Source organism: Affinundibacterium danionis (assembly GCF_042432465.1).
Classification (GTDB): domain Bacteria; phylum Pseudomonadota; class Gammaproteobacteria; order Burkholderiales; family Burkholderiaceae_D; genus Undibacterium; species Undibacterium danionis.
Map to the genome: position 1 here is coordinate 74,838 of NZ_JBHLXJ010000007.1, position 14,831 is coordinate 89,668.

The 14,831-nt window shown below is 43.5% G+C and carries 15 protein-coding genes and 1 tRNA gene; 13 read left to right on the forward strand and 3 right to left on the reverse strand.

What is annotated here, in order from left to right:
- The first annotated feature begins 225 nt into the window (after nt 1-225).
- From ACFFJH_RS06085 to ACFFJH_RS06100, 4 genes are all read left to right on the forward strand, one after another.
- Nucleotides 226-1,512: a Glu/Leu/Phe/Val family dehydrogenase gene (locus ACFFJH_RS06085; RefSeq protein WP_390210953.1), complete on the forward strand. Its 1,287-nt coding sequence runs from the start codon at nt 226-228 to the stop codon at nt 1,510-1,512.
- A 295-nt stretch (nt 1,513-1,807) separates the two neighbouring features.
- The gene (locus tag ACFFJH_RS06090; RefSeq protein WP_390210955.1) at nt 1,808-2,686 is read left to right on the forward strand and encodes an amino acid ABC transporter substrate-binding protein; all 879 of its coding nucleotides are present in this window, start codon (nt 1,808-1,810) and stop codon (nt 2,684-2,686) included.
- 132 nt (nt 2,687-2,818) lie between these two features.
- Nucleotides 2,819-3,868: a dihydroorotase gene (gene pyrC, locus ACFFJH_RS06095; protein ID WP_390210956.1), complete on the forward strand. Its 1,050-nt coding sequence runs from the start codon at nt 2,819-2,821 to the stop codon at nt 3,866-3,868.
- A gap of 7 nt (nt 3,869-3,875) precedes the next feature.
- A complete protein-coding gene (locus tag ACFFJH_RS06100; RefSeq protein ID WP_390210957.1) occupies nt 3,876-4,697 on the forward strand; it encodes a DUF3025 domain-containing protein in 822 nt (273 codons plus the stop codon).
- A 127-nt stretch (nt 4,698-4,824) separates the two neighbouring features.
- Here the strand turns inward: ACFFJH_RS06100 and ACFFJH_RS06105 are convergent, their stop codons facing one another.
- Together ACFFJH_RS06105 and ACFFJH_RS06110 are read right to left on the reverse strand one after the other, a co-directional pair.
- Nucleotides 4,825-5,523 carry a FadR/GntR family transcriptional regulator gene (locus tag ACFFJH_RS06105; RefSeq protein ID WP_390210958.1) on the reverse strand — a complete coding sequence of 233 codons (699 nt, stop codon included), beginning with the start codon at nt 5,521-5,523 and terminating at the stop codon, nt 4,825-4,827.
- Nucleotides 5,524-5,840: 317 nt separating this feature from the next.
- Nucleotides 5,841-5,915, reverse strand: a tRNA-Phe gene (locus ACFFJH_RS06110).
- A 292-nt stretch (nt 5,916-6,207) separates the two neighbouring features.
- On the opposite strand from ACFFJH_RS06110, the gene ACFFJH_RS06115 reads away from it, so the two are divergent.
- Complete coding sequence (locus ACFFJH_RS06115) at nt 6,208-7,218, forward strand: STAS-like domain-containing protein (protein WP_390210959.1); 1,011 nt, start codon at nt 6,208-6,210, stop codon at nt 7,216-7,218.
- A 373-nt stretch (nt 7,219-7,591) separates the two neighbouring features.
- Here ACFFJH_RS06115 and ACFFJH_RS06120 read toward each other — a convergent pair whose 3' ends face one another.
- Nucleotides 7,592-8,215, reverse strand: a complete 624-nt coding sequence (locus tag ACFFJH_RS06120; RefSeq protein WP_390210960.1) for a hypothetical protein — start codon at nt 8,213-8,215, stop codon at nt 7,592-7,594.
- 188 nt (nt 8,216-8,403) lie between these two features.
- Between ACFFJH_RS06120 and ACFFJH_RS06125 the strand changes: the two genes are divergently transcribed.
- The 8 genes from ACFFJH_RS06125 to ACFFJH_RS06160 all read left to right on the forward strand — a co-directional run bounded on the left by ACFFJH_RS06125 (nt 8,404) and on the right by ACFFJH_RS06160 (nt 14,755).
- A complete protein-coding gene (locus tag ACFFJH_RS06125) occupies nt 8,404-8,733 on the forward strand; it encodes a hypothetical protein (RefSeq protein WP_390210961.1) in 330 nt (109 codons plus the stop codon).
- A gap of 2 nt (nt 8,734-8,735) precedes the next feature.
- Nucleotides 8,736-9,023: a hypothetical protein gene (locus ACFFJH_RS06130; RefSeq protein WP_390210963.1), complete on the forward strand. Its 288-nt coding sequence runs from the start codon at nt 8,736-8,738 to the stop codon at nt 9,021-9,023.
- A 48-nt stretch (nt 9,024-9,071) separates the two neighbouring features.
- Nucleotides 9,072-9,290: a hypothetical protein gene (locus ACFFJH_RS06135; protein ID WP_390210964.1), complete on the forward strand. Its 219-nt coding sequence runs from the start codon at nt 9,072-9,074 to the stop codon at nt 9,288-9,290.
- Between the two features lie 589 nt (nt 9,291-9,879).
- Nucleotides 9,880-11,412: a hypothetical protein gene (locus ACFFJH_RS06140; RefSeq protein WP_390210966.1), complete on the forward strand. Its 1,533-nt coding sequence runs from the start codon at nt 9,880-9,882 to the stop codon at nt 11,410-11,412.
- A gap of 16 nt (nt 11,413-11,428) precedes the next feature.
- Nucleotides 11,429-11,740 (forward strand): DUF2523 family protein, encoded by a 312-nt coding sequence (locus ACFFJH_RS06145; RefSeq protein ID WP_390210967.1) that lies wholly within the window; start codon nt 11,429-11,431, stop codon nt 11,738-11,740.
- 2 nt (nt 11,741-11,742) lie between these two features.
- Nucleotides 11,743-12,822: a zonular occludens toxin domain-containing protein gene (locus ACFFJH_RS06150; RefSeq protein ID WP_390210968.1), complete on the forward strand. Its 1,080-nt coding sequence runs from the start codon at nt 11,743-11,745 to the stop codon at nt 12,820-12,822.
- The gene (locus ACFFJH_RS06155; protein ID WP_390210969.1) at nt 12,819-14,117 is read left to right on the forward strand and encodes a type II secretion system protein GspD; all 1,299 of its coding nucleotides are present in this window, start codon (nt 12,819-12,821) and stop codon (nt 14,115-14,117) included. Before ACFFJH_RS06150 ends, ACFFJH_RS06155 begins: the two co-directional genes overlap by 4 nt.
- Nucleotides 14,114-14,755: a hypothetical protein gene (locus tag ACFFJH_RS06160; protein WP_390210970.1), complete on the forward strand. Its 642-nt coding sequence runs from the start codon at nt 14,114-14,116 to the stop codon at nt 14,753-14,755. Before ACFFJH_RS06155 ends, ACFFJH_RS06160 begins: the two co-directional genes overlap by 4 nt.
- Nucleotides 14,756-14,831: the final 76 nt, after the last annotated feature.

Below are 14,831 nucleotides of genomic sequence, written 5' to 3' on the forward strand. Positions count from 1 at the left end.
GTATCGCCTACTGCATTTTTGCAGTAGTTCTCGCATCGCATTTTATTTTTATTTTATCAACTATGCATATCACGCATAGTTGGATGCAAACAAAGCATTGGAACGCCGCTAAGCACTTGCCTTAAGATGCGCTGCCTTTGATCAGATCGAAAAACTAAGGTGTGATCAAGTCAGAAAAATGTTAATCCAAGCTTAATTCGAGCCACATTATTTACAGGACTTACCATGTCAAGTAACCACCAAATCCCGTCCTACCTGACCCCGCATGCGACTGGCCCATGGAACGTATACCTAGAACAAATTGATCGCGTAACACCCTACTTAGGCAGCTTGTCGCGTTGGGTAGAAACTTTAAAACGCCCTAAACGTATTTTGATCGTTGATGTGCCTATCGAACGTGATGACGGTACGATTGCGCACTTCGAAGGCTATCGCGTACAGCACAATACTTCACGTGGTCCTGGTAAGGGCGGCGTGCGTTTCCATCAAGATGTGACTTTGTCTGAAGTGATGGCTTTGTCTGCTTGGATGACGATCAAAAACTCTGCAGTCAACGTTCCTTACGGTGGTGCAAAAGGCGGTATTCGTGTTGATCCTAAGACTTTGTCACGCGGTGAATTGATGCGTATGACGCGTCGTTACACCTCTGAGATCGGTATCATCATCGGCCCAGACAAAGATATTCCAGCACCAGACGTCAATACCAATGAACAAACCATGGCGTGGATGATGGACACTTACTCCATGAACGAAGGTCGTACCGCGACGGGCGTAGTGACAGGTAAGCCTATTTCTTTAGGTGGTAGCTTGGGTCGTCGTGAAGCGACAGGCCGTGGCGTTTTCGTCGTTGGTTGTGAAGCTGCTGCGAAAAAAGGTGTGACGATTGCTGGCGCAAAAATCGCAGTACAAGGTTTTGGTAACGTCGGTGGTATCGCTGCACGTTTGTTTGCAGAAGCAGGTTCTAAAGTGGTGGCAGTTCAAGATCACGGCGGCACCATTTTCCATTCAAATGGTTTGGATGTGCCTAAGTTGTTAGAGCACGTTGCCACTAATGGTAGCGTTGCAGGTTTCCTTGGTGCTGAAGCCGTTTTGCCGAATGAAGAATTCTGGAAAGTGCAATGCGATATCTTGATTCCAGCGGCTTTGGAACAACAAATCACAGAAGCTAATGCGAATCAAATCACGGCAAAAATTATTCTCGAAGGTGCAAATGGCCCAACCACGCCAGAAGCAGATGATATTTTGCGTGATCGTGGTGTCTTGGTCGTGCCTGACGTGATCGCCAATGCCGGTGGTGTAACGGTTTCTTACTTCGAATGGGTACAAGATTTCTCTAGCTATTTCTGGACAGAAGATGAAATCAATAATCGTTTAACACGCATTATGAAAGAAGCTTTCCACTCAGTATGGCACGTGACCGAGGACAAGAATGTTTCCTTGCGTACTGCGGCCTTTATCATTGCTTGTACTCGTGTATTACAAGCGCGTGAAGTCCGAGGTCTCTACCCATAATTGAGCGCGGCGATAAATTCGATTCTCGGGCGCATAGCGGCGTTGTCTTTCCTCGCAATATTGACATATTGCTGCGGGAGACGCCTTGCCCTGCATCCCGAGTATCAAATTTCTCTTGGCTCAATGGTGTTTGAGATTCGATAGAAAAAAGATTTGTAGGGTGGGAAAAGCCCGCGCCGCCAGACTATGCAGTACCTATGCAGCGTGAGTTTTCCCCAACTTTCTCCCTCTCAAACACACAAATTCCGCAAAGTGTAAAATAGCACGGCAAATGTTTCCGCTTCAAAGGAATACCGTGTTTAAGTATTTATGCTTTAGCTTCACTCTGCTGTTCGCTATACAAGTTCACGCCGCTGATACCTTAGCGCGTATCAAAGAACGCAAGACCATCGTCATTGCGCATCGCGAAGCGAGTGTTCCCATCTCTTATTTATCCGAAGACAGTAAGCCCATAGGCTACGCCATGGATATTTGCAGCAAAGTGGTTGAACGCATTAAACGTGATTTAAAGCAGCCGCAAATAACGCTCAGCTATTTACTGGTTAATTCATCAAATCGGATTTCCGCGATACAAGACGCAAGCGCGGATTTGGAATGCGGCACGACGGCCAATACTGCCGAACGTCGTAAGCAAGTAGCGTTTTCCATACCTTATTTTTTTGCCGCAACGAGATTTTTGACCAAGGCCGATTCCAATATCAAGAATTGGTCAGATTTAACACAAAGACGCGTGGCCATCGTGCGTGGCAGTACAGCAAACAGTTTGCTGCGGCAATTAACGCAATTGAAGTTTTCAGAAATAAAGTTGATCGAGGTCAGTAATTCCCGCGCCGGACTTGAGTTGTTGCAAGAAGGACAGGCTGATGCGGTGGTCGCAGAAGAACTTATCTTAGCTGGACTACGCGCTAGTACAGAAGTAACTTCACAATGGAAAATCCAAGGTGACAACATCGGTATCGAGGCTCAGACCATCATGTTCGCCAAAGACGATCCTGCGTTGAAAACATTGATCGATAAAGAGATTGCTAAACTTATCAATGAAGGCGAGCTCGCCAAACTGTATGAAAAATGGTTCATGCAAGCATTGCCTACGAGCGGATTAAATTATGCCTTGCCTATGAGTTTTCTATTAAGAGATAGTTTGCGTTTTCCGTCGGATAAGGTGTTTAATTAAAATGTATTCCGGTTCCTGTGCAAGATAGAAACTTTTCAAGTAATTCGCTTTGTAACCAATAGAAATCCAAAGCCCACCCGTTAAACGGTAAAATAGTGACTTTTCCTCTTACGATTTTCATTCAAAGCGCTTATGGATTCTAGTACACTTTCCGAACTCACCATTATCCGTCCAGACGACTGGCATCTGCATTTGCGCGACGGCGACGCCTTAAAAACTGTTTTGCCGCACACCGCAGCGCAATTTGCTCGTGCGATTGTGATGCCGAATTTGAAACCGCCTGTGACCACGACAGCTTTAGCAGGTGCATATCGCGAACGTATTTTGGCAGCTTTGCCAGAAGGGATGGCGTTCGAACCCTTGATGACTTTGTATTTGACGGATAACACGCCGCCCGATGAAATTCGTCGTGCTAAAGACAGCGGTTTTGTACATGCGGTGAAGTTGTATCCCGCTGGTGCGACGACCAATTCAGACGCGGGTGTGACCGATTTGCGTAAGTGCTATAAAACTTTAGAAGTCATGCAAGAAGTTGGCATACCGTTCTTGGTGCACGGCGAAGTCACTAATCCAGAGATTGATTTGTTTGATCGTGAGGCTGTGTTTATTGATACCGTGATGAAGCCTTTGCGTGCCGATATGCCAGAACTGAAAGTGGTGTTTGAACACATCACGACTAGCGATGCGGCAGCTTATGTCTCCGAAGCGAGTGGCTCAATTGCTGCCACAATTACGGCGCATCATTTGCTGTACAACCGTAATGAAATTTTCAAAGGCGGCATTCGTCCTCACTATTACTGCTTGCCAGTATTGAAGCGCGAAACACATCGCCAAGCTTTGGTGAAAGCAGCGACCTCTGGTAATCCTCGTTTCTTCCTCGGTACCGATTCAGCGCCACATGCAAAAGGCGTCAAAGAGCACGCTTGTGGTTGTGCTGGTTGTTATACCGCTTTGCATGCGATGGAGCTGTATGCACAGGCCTTTGATCAAGTCGGTGCATTAGATAAATTGGAAGGCTTTGCGAGTTTCTTTGGTCCTGATTTTTATCAGTTGCCACGTAACGCTGGCAGCATCACCTTAAAGCGCGAAAGCTGGACTTTGCCAAATGAATTGAGTTATCTCGACGGTAGCTTAGTGCCGCTGAATGGTGGCGAGACTATCAATTGGAAAGTCTCCGCTTAATTTTATAATGACTCAGTTTTACTCCGTCATTGATTGGTCGCGACCTTGGTTAGCCTCGATTCTTCCTGCCGCAGAAAATATTCTGGCGCAGGAAGATTGGCGTGTCGCTTTGAACCAAGCAGCGCGGTCAGCGGGTTTATTGAATCATCGCGATCTGCCTTTGCAGTTTATTCCACAAGAAGACTTACCAGACGGTGTTGCCTACGAAAGCCACATCAGTGCGGCGGGCAAAGTACCAACACGCGAAAATTTGCATGATTTTTTTAATGCCTTGGTTTGGCTAAGTTTTCCGCAAATCAAACGTCAACTCAATGCACTACAAGCCGCGCAAATTGAGACGCTTGGTATCGGCAAATCACGTGGTCCAGCGCGTGATGCGGCAACCATTTTTGATGAAAATGCCGCACTCTTGGTGTTAGAAAATTCTGAACGTGGACATCGACTTTTAAATTGTTTGCGTGAGCATCAATGGCAGCAGGCTTTCATCGAGCATCGTGATGATTTTGCGACTGTGGCGCAGGTCTGGAGTTTTGGTCATGCCTTGATGGAGAAGCTGGTGCAGCCGTATAAAGGTATTACGGCGCATGCTTGGGTGGTGTGGGTAAGTCCAGAATTTTTCAAGCAAGATGTTAGTCTACAGGCCACCCAACTTGATAGGCAAGTAAGCACCCAATTACAATCTCATACTTTGACAACCGCAGATTACACACCTCTACCGGTGCTAGGTGTTCCGGGTTGGTGGACGGGACAAGATCAAGAATTTTATGCGGATGAAAAAGTATTTCGCATTAAATTTCGCATTAAGCGCACCCATCCAGTACATATCTGAAAATCGCTTTGATTGGGCATTGAAACAGCCAGCCCGTCTAGATCCGATACACTAGCAATACATTAGATATCAACCCTAAATAATTAACCCTAAAGCGGCTTATCCTCGTCAAGCTAGGTGGCTAAAATTAACCGCGCGAGAAAGTCCGGCTAACTCTATCCAAGTGAGCGCGCATCGCTTGTTTTGCACCATTCGCATCATGCGCGGCAATGGCTTCTAAGATGGCGCGATGATCCAGTAAGGTTTGCTTGCGTAATTCTTCCGTTTGGAAATGCTCTTTTAATTTGTGCCACAAGCTACCGCGTTGATTCCACAGGTATTCAATAGCGCCAACCATCGCGCTATTGCCCGTTGCGCGTGCAATGGCCAGATGAAAATTTCGGTCAGCCATCTCGTTTTCATTGCGATTATCGTGATGACGTTCCATTTCGAGCACGGCTTTCAAGATGGCATCAATCGCCGAATCAGTAGCGTTTTTTGCAGCAATGGCGGCAATTTCGGATTCGATTAAACGCCTGGCGGAAAGCACTTCGAATGGCCCTGGGCCACCTTCGACTACATTATTGTCAACCTTCGCTTGCTCGCTCACATACACGCCCGAGCCACCACGCACCTCCACGATGCCGCCCAACTCTAAGGCGATCAAGGCCTCACGCAGCGAAGCGCGGCTGACAGCGAGCTTACTCGCCAAATCCCGTTCCGACGGCAAGCGCTCACCAGCGGCAATGTTTTCTTCTTTGATCAGTTGTTGAATGCGGGCGGAAACAACGCGGTATAGACGTGGTTCAGGGGCAAGTGTTTCAACTGCAGCAGCAACTTTTTTCATTGAGTCTAGGAAGGTAAGAGAAATGGAGGAATAAAAATGACAAGGTTTATTCTAGATTGGTCTGTCCAATGTCGCAAGCGAAGTCGTCGCCTTGAAGCGTCAATTTGTGACGAAATTTGAGATGTGGGGTGATAGTTAGAGTGCCAGTGGGTGGCAATGAGACTGCGAATGTATGCCTACAATAGATGATTTTGGGTGCCAATTAAAATGCGAATGAGTGACAAAGCAGCCGCTGTGTAACAGCAATTATTGTAAAACTAGCCCAAGAATTGTAGAAAAGCCGCTTAACAAATTTCTTTGTTAAGCGGCTTCTATATTGGTGGCCCGGGGCGGAATCGAACCACCGACACAAGGATTTTCAATCATCAAACTTTTTTTTATAAAACAAATACTTACATTTCTTTATTTCTACAAAGTTGATTTTCTCTCACGCTAGAGAGCGAGGAATCGCGTAGCGTTACCATGAATTGTAGAACTGCTAGATAGGTAAACTTAAATTTTCTTGGAATGTATATGTTATGTCTAATTTTCCTTTTTTAATAAATTCTACTTTACGATTAAGATGAGATTGCTTTACATTTTATTTGATTATTCTTTCCATTAATGTCATCATATTTATGAAATATTTTTCATTTAAATTTGTTTTTGTTGACCTTACCGTTAATATGAGCCACAATTTCCTTTATGGAAAACTCAAAAATTATTTCAATATGTCAGTTAGTTAGAACTGATGGGAAAAATGTTTCAGCGAAAATTGCAGATACATTTAAAGTCTCGCGTCAAACAGCAAGTTCATGGCTAGCGCAATTGAAGAAGCTTCAGTTAATCGAATCTACAGGTTCCGGTAGAGGAATTGAATATTATTTGCTTGATGTTGCGAAGAAAAGTGCTACATATAATCGAGAAGGCTTATCTGAAGATGTAGTTTGGAGAGAGCTTTGTGCACCAATGGTCAAAGATCTTCCACAAAACGTAAGGAATATTTGGCATCACGGAATAACAGAAATGGTCAATAATGCTATCGATCATTCAGGATCTGAAAATGTTACTGTTACTATTAGTCGAAATATATATTCGACAAAATGCGTTGTGATGGATACAGGTGAGGGAATTTTCTTAAAAATTCAGCGGGCATTAAATTTGTATGACCCTCGGGAAGCTATTTTGGAGTTGGCAAAAGGTAAGCTTACAACCGATCCGACAAATCACTCAGGGGAAGGCATTTTCTTTTCATCTAAAATGTTTGATTCATTTATTATTAGTTCAGGGGACTTGGCATTTGTACATCTCGACAAAAATTTAGAGGATGTTCTCCTTTCTAGGAAGGATGAAATAAAAGGAACCAAGGTGCTTATGGAACTTGAGAATCAGAGCATCAGAACATCGCAAGAAGTCTTTGATAAATTTGCTTTGCCAGAGGACTTCTCTTTTGCAAAAACAATTGTTCCTGTAAAGTTGGCACAACATGAGGGTGAAACTCTAGTGTCAAGATCCCAGGCCAAAAGGTTAACTAGAAGATTTGAAAAATTTCAATCAGTTATTGTTGATTTCGATGGTGTAGCTGAAATCGGACAGGCATTTGCAGATGAAGTTTTTCGTGTTTTCGCAAATGCTCATCCTAAAATCAATATGATACCAACCAATATGACCGCAAAAGTCAAAGCTATGGTCAATAGAGTGACTAATTCAAACTGAAAAAAAACACGATTAGAATGAATTTGATTAGTTGATTTACTTGGAACAAAAAATTACTAATTTGTAATTTTTTTGCTTGGCATTTCTCTCACCACTAACGGAATCGTTGTGGGAGATCCAATAAAAAATTGAATATGAATGTGCAAGGGATGTAATCATCGATTGTATCGGCATTCTTGCTGTGAAAATTTATGGTGAAGTTGATTCGATTGCGCTCCAAGCGTCACTGGATCAGCGATCTAAATTTGTCATCGAGAGATCGTCATTTCACGTTTGTGATGATGAAAAAGTTGCGGATGTTCAAGCTAAATATACGGCATTTTTCCTAGAAAAGAACATATAGAAGGAAAGGTAAATTTCGTAAGTAATGCTTCTATTTTTCAGGATCTTCCGATGGAGCAGACATCAACTGTTTCAATAAATTTGATCGCCAAGTTTTTATTGAACGTGTACAGGTCGGATCAACTTGATCGTAACTATCTATTTCACTCCCACATGTAATCCAGGCTGCGAAGTAAGGCCTAGCTTTACAAACAATTTCGACCATAGCTGCTGTTGGCGCTTGTTCGCCCAAGACTGTTTTCTTCCACTCCTCAGCTGCTATTTGATGCTTTGATCGCTCTTCCAAATATTCAAAAAGAGCCGCTCCACGAGGTGATGTCCATTCGACAATTACCCAGTTTAATCTGTCACTTATCGTTTCGGTCTGTCTTACGTGCGGTGGTATTGTACCGAACGGATAGCCGTCTTTTCTTGGTGGAATCTTTCCAGTCATTAAAAATGATTCATCCTCTGGGTATTTTTCAATCCAAAATGCAATCATTTCAGTTGTAGCTTCTTGTTTCTTGTAATAAAAATTCTTCCACTTCGACGCACCAATGCCGCTTGCACGTTCAAGTAGTGTAAATCTCCCTCGCGTACCAAATCTCTCATGAGTAAGTGTTCTTAGATGTTCGCTTACTTCCAGATCCCGAATTCGCTTTGTCATTTCAATCATTCCATTTCCTGAGTTTGTAAATTTTCGTCTTTTTATCGATATATTGCAATTATTTTGCAAACAGTGTATATTTTCTACACCGTGTATGAAATTTACACGGATTAACTCGGTTATATGGCCTATTGATACTTTTAATTTTTTTTAAAAAAAAAGTAAAAACAAACTTTTACCTCTGAAAAGGAAAAAACATGTCCATTGATTCAAAACATCATTTACGAATCGTCGGCTTCAAAACAATCGATTTCAAAAGCAAGAAAACAGGTGAGCCAGGCCAAATGAAAATAGGTCAGTGCATCGTTACGTCTGAAAGTGCTGAGAAAGGCCAACAAGTTTTAGTCGGTGAATTGTTAATGCCACGGCATTTAAATGAAACGCCGATTGGGGAATATTTGGCTGAATTCGAGTTGTCTGTTGGTACGGATCTTCGGTTGACTGCACGATTAACTAACTTACATCCATACAACGTAAGCTCGCCTCGGTCAGCATTATCAAAAGAAGTTGATAAGAAAGCGGCCTAACGGTGGGAGTCGGATCAATTCAAACTGTAGTCGTGTGTGTTCCTGCAACCGCTGCGACTGCTGCACAACAAGCGGCATGTGGGAAAGTTGGTGCGCAATTTTATGTGCCGGCGAAAGTGCAAGCTTATCTTCTTGATCCCTCACAAAAAAACAATTTAGACGCAGCGCTAGAGCCATTCAATTACAGCTATGCATCTGGTCTCTGGGCATTGGCCTTTGGCACCGTGGTTGGGCTGTACTTTGTGGCACATGGAATTGGTTTGGTCTTGGGATTTATTCGTCGAGGCTAACAATGCGGACTGGGCGCTTCCCCAGATTTTTTACGAAGGAGTTTTAACATGAACAAACATATTAAACGTGGTTTGGCATTGGTAGGTGCAATTGTTGTTTCCGGTTCTGCTCTGGCTGACGGTGGTCCTGATTTAACGCCATTAACGTCAGCAGTTAATTTTGGCACCACAACATCGGCAGTTTTGGCAATCGCCGGTTTATTGGCGAGCGTATATATCGCAATCAAAGGCGCTAAGGTCGTTCTGCGGATGATAAAAGGCGGCTAATCGCGAGGACTAAGAAAGGGGCATTTGCCCCTTTTTAAATTTTCGCGTCCGCGAAAAAAAAGAGGTTCGAAAATGACTATTAATCAGCTTTGGTATTTATCTATGTTTTTGTGGGGAATCGTCAGTGGATGGGCGGTTATTCAGGGTATTAACAATCAATAGGAGGACGAAATGTTAAATAAAATTTTTCTTGTTTTGTGTCCACTAATTTTCATTTGGATTTGCGTCCGAAAAGCGGTGCTTAACTATCTTGATGGTAAGCCATTTCGATCAAATTTTGATGTGCCACTCACGATTTTACTATTTCCATGCTTGTGGTTTCTTTCGTGTTTTGCCGAGTCAAAAGACGAAGTTATATCAATTTTCTTCACAGTTCTAATCTTCTTATTCCCGATTTGGATAACGTTGTCAATCATTTGGTTTGCGAAAATTTTTGAATAATTTCTATTATGAAAACCCAAATAAAGACGCTGATTAAATTGCTAGTTGCAATCCTTGTGCTCGCAATCCAATTTTCAGCCGCCTACTTTTTTATACGTTGGCTTCGATTGATTGACCCAACATTTTTGTCGGCTCTGGAAAAATTTTTATGATGAAAAAAATTATTGCACTGATCGCGCTAAAGAAAATTCTTGTAATTGCGCTTCTTGTCGCTACTGTCCTTCAGCAGAATCCGGCACAATCACAAGCTTTGCCTGTTGCGCCAGCTGCAAACTTTGTGGTTAATCGTGCGATTGGTGGAGTGCTGACAAAAACAGCTATTTCGCGTGGCTTTGCAGCAAATGATCCACGAATTGCTACTACGCTCGCTGGTGCAAGCTCGTCGCTAACTGCTGTGAATGTTGCATCTACAGTCGGTGGTGTCGCACTTGGTATCGCTGGTGCGCCGGTTTGGCTAACGGTAGCGGCGAGCGTGGGTATTTTCGCTGTCGGTGCAGCCATAGTAGCGGGAAAAACTTCTCTAAAATTGTCGGATAATCTTCTTATTGTTGATTCGAATGGAATTACAACGCCGCCTGCGTACGCACCAGGCCAGATCCAAGAAGGCCAATATAAAACCGCTGTTGCAAATGGTCTTAGGGTCTACAGGTCTTCAACATGTTTTGCTTCTGATTTTTGCGGACAGTTTCCATTAGCACCTGCCGGAGAAATACCTATTTCAAGGGATGCTGGAAATGGACTAATTTTAGCTTTTTATAGTTTGGATGAATTTACACAGAAATACCATTTGCTCGTAAATGCGCAACAGTCCGGACAGGTGCATAGTTGGGCTCAACCGCCGGCTTACGAAATTTCAGCAAATGGATCACGTCGGTTGGTGGGTTTAGAAAGAATCGAATATGTCTGTACGCAAACGTCCCCTTACTATTGTGGCGACAATGCGAAACCGCCAGCAACGTCGCCTTACAAATCTGATCAGGGCGCGGGGCTAAACATAAGTGCATCAGAGGGGCCGCGTGCTTATCCAGATTTAAACACCGCTTATGGTGGAATGAGTGCGGCTGCAAAAAATCAACCTTTACCAGACAACTTGATCGCCAATCTAGCGAACCAAGCGTGGCAAAACGCAGCTGCTCAGCCAGGTTATCAAGGCCTACCATATAGCGTTACGCAACCAATTACAGCGACTGATGTCGCGGCCTGGAGAGCCGTTGAACCTGCCGCTGCACCAACGATTGCAGATTTGCTTTCCCCGGCCAATGCGCCTGGCTCAGTAACCGTTCCAATTTCACCAACGGTAACTGTAACGAATCCGAGTACTGATCCCGTTACTAATCCGACTCCTACACCGAGTCCAGGTACATCCACTGCTAACGTCAATGTTATGAATGCGCCGAAAGTAGATCTCGGTGCAGATCCACAAACGCCAGATCCAACTCTAGAGACAACGCCGACAGCATGGCAAATTCTTTCTCCGATTATGTCGTTGATTCCTGAACTAAAGAACTATCGAACGCCATCGCATGCTTCTGAATGCCCAAAGCCAACCTTTCAGATTTTTGGCGAAACGATTGCGATGGAATCTCACTGCGCGATTTCTGAGCAATTCCGATCACAAATTACGTCGGTAATGTCTTTGGTTTGGATTCTTGTTGCTTTGTTTATTGTTCTTTCCGCATAGATCAGGAAAATTAATTATGCCAGCCGCACTCTTTGGAATTCTCTTATCCGCTTTGCGAACAATGTTCGGATTTTTACTAAGGTCTGTAATCGTCAAGTTCGTAACTTTTTTTGCGCTTTACTTCATCGTCAAAGAGTTTATGGAGGTCATTATAGGTTGGGGATTAATTCCTTCTGGCAAGGCAAGTCAAATTCATAGCGCTATCGGTGGAATATCTGCGTCAGTTTGGTATTTTCTCGATTTATTCGCAGTATCTTCCGGAATTTCGATGGTAATTTCTGCCTACTCCACTCGCTTCATTATTCGTCGCGTGCCGCTGATCGGTTAATCATGGCAATCAATGCATATGTTGGCTTACAGGGATCAGGAAAATCCTTCGAAGTCGTTTCGTCACCGATATTAGATGCCGTGTCACAAGGTCGGCGTGTTGTTACGAATATTGACGGAATAAACGAGGATTTGATCCACGAATATCTCGTGAATAAACGTGATGCGCAAATCGACAAATTAGGTTCAATCATTCATGTTGAAAACGATCGAATTCTACAACCACAGTTTTTTCCTGACGAAGAAAAGTCGGAATTAGATTCTGTCGTGAAAGGCGGGGATTTAGTAGCTATCGACGAGGCATGGCGTTTTTGGGGTACTGACAGTGGCAAGTTAAGTCATGAACACATGCAATTTTTTCGCATGCATCGTCACTATACTCATTCCGTTACCGGTGTCGCTTGCGATGTAGTCCTAATGACTCAAGACATAAGTGGATTGCATAGGTCTGTGAAGAACGTGATTGAGTTTGCATTCCGAATGCATAAACATAAATCACTTGGTTTAAGTAAACGTTATCGGGTTGAAATTTACGAGGGGTGGAAGTTAAATAGTAAGACACGTATCGACGATAGACAAAAGAAATACGATCCAGAAATTTTCCCACTTTATCAAAGCTATGCGGGCGGTAAAGGTATGGAGAAATCTATTGACTCCCGTCAAAACATATTGGCAAACAAGGCGCTCTGGTATTACGCAGGTGGCGTAATCCTGTGTGGAGTAATCGGAGGTTATTCGACGTGGAAGTTCTTTAATCCAAACAAGGCTGAGAATTCTGATACTCAAAAATTAGTAGTGGCCGACAAGAGTAAAGATCCAAACTTAACAGTTGAAAATACGACTTCCTATTCCGCTCCTTCTGGTTTTTCAGAAAATTGGAGAATCGTCGGACAGATTGCATCATCAAAAGGCCGCTGGTTTGTGGTGTCTAATAAAGTCGGAAAACTTCGCATTGAATCGCCATCAATGTTTCAAGGAAATGGTGCGATTGAAATTGGAGAAATCGACAACGAACGGGTAACTCGTTGGTCGGGATCATCTGATCATGCAGTATTACCTCCAACTGCACAGGTTCCAAAATGATGCGCCTGATCTTTGCAATGATTTTGCTTGTCTCAGTTCCTTCATTCGCTTCAAACGCGAAAGAAGCGCTCAAGCCTTTGAAAGTCCAAGCTAAGACTTTGAACGATACCGCGATTAAATTTGATTTTCAGTTCGTGAGTATTTCTCAAATAGTCAGTCTGATTTACTTGGAAGCATTAAAACAACCATACGTGATCGATCCTGCACTATTGATGGATGAGCGTCTTGTGTCGTTTCGGTTTGACGCAAGCAAGGGGGATTTGAGAGTTTTCTGGAATAACTTTCTTGACTCTCTAAACCTGAAAATAGAAACCCGTGATGGTGTTGATTATCTATCGATCAAAAAGATTGCAGAGGCAGAAGCTGCGGAGTCGGATGTTTATATCTATAAACCGAAATATCGGCAGGTTTCCTATTTAACTGGACTGCTTACCCCGTTGTTCACTTCAGGAAGTTTTACAGTAAACAGAGTTGTACGTGCTCCAGCCAACGCCAAGACGAATCCAATGAACGTACAGCCAGGAACTGCATCAGCGGCAATAGATCAAGACAGCGATACGCTCATATTTGCAGGCAGTGGAAATGAAATTCAAAAGCTCAAAAAAATATTGCCGCAAGTTGACACGAATGCCGGTGAGGTTGTCGTCAAGATGGTTGTATATGAAGTCACAACCGCGAAGACAGAAGGAACGGCATTCGGTTTAGCGCTCAATGTATTGGGTGGGCGCTTAGGGCTGAGTCTTGGTAATGCGAATAGCCTGGCAAATTCCATCGCTATCAAGTCAGCCAATATTGATGCCGCCTTATCTGCATTAGCTGGCGATAGTCGATTCAGAACTATGTCTACACCAACGTTAAGAGTGAAATCGGGTGCACATGCGCGTTTGGCGGTCGGTCAGGACGTTCCGACTCTTGGGGCAGTGTCTTTTCCTCAGGGCGGTGGGCAGCCGGTTCAATCCATCGAATACAAGTCGTCGGGCGTGATTCTAGATTTGTCTCCAATCGTTCGCGAGTCAACCATCGATATGACTATTGATCAGCAGATAAGTGACTTCGCCAAAACGGAAACCGGCGTAAATAATTCACCAACTTTGACCAAACGTCAGCTATCTACGTCAGTGAGTTTGGCTGATGGTGAGTTGGTTTTGATTGGAGGGCTTACTCAGGAAAAAAATTCAGATGCACATTCTGGTTTGCCGTTTTTGCCAAAATTTTTGCATAGCAAAAGTAACGATGATTCAAGGACGGAAATTTTGCTAATGCTTCAAATTACGAAAATAGGGAGTTCGCAATGAGTGACATAGTTGAGTCTTTCCCGGCTGATTTTTACGGAGTGCATGTTCAGAACGAGATTGATGCACTAAGGTTGCTTTATCTAGTTGAAAAGATAGGAGAGAAAAAGCTTCGTGCGACAGTAAAAAAGGTTACTGACAGGTATCCAGGTTTCAAACCTTTTGTTAGTAAATTGCTTGGCTGGTATCGAATCAAAGTCCCTGTGTCTGTCTATGCGCCGATTGAGATACCAGTCTATCGCGTATATGCACTGATTCTCGTGGATCACTCGAAGATCAAAATCGGATACTCAAAGAATTGGGTTAAGAGGGCATCAAATTTTCATATTTCTTCATTAAACCCTGCTGACTTGTTTGATCTTGATAAGAGCTTTTCTGTTCTCGTTGGAGCAAAGATTGCAGATGCAAAAGAACTTGAATTAAAGGCTTTGAACTATTTTCGTCAGAAGCCTGGATATCAAACTACACCACCGGCTAATTTGATGTATTCGGCTACTGGAACAAACGAGTGGTTTGCCGGACATGCGTTTTTAGAAATTGAGCACTTTCTGCTCAATTGCGATGTTAATTCATCGAGATCGCAGATGAGGCTAAGCGATGCAATTGCACTACATGAACTTCATGCCGTATCGGTTGATTGATTTGGTAAGTATTTGGTGCAATTGATTGAAGACAAAGAATGTATGGATATTCCGAAACGGTTCTACTTAAACATGT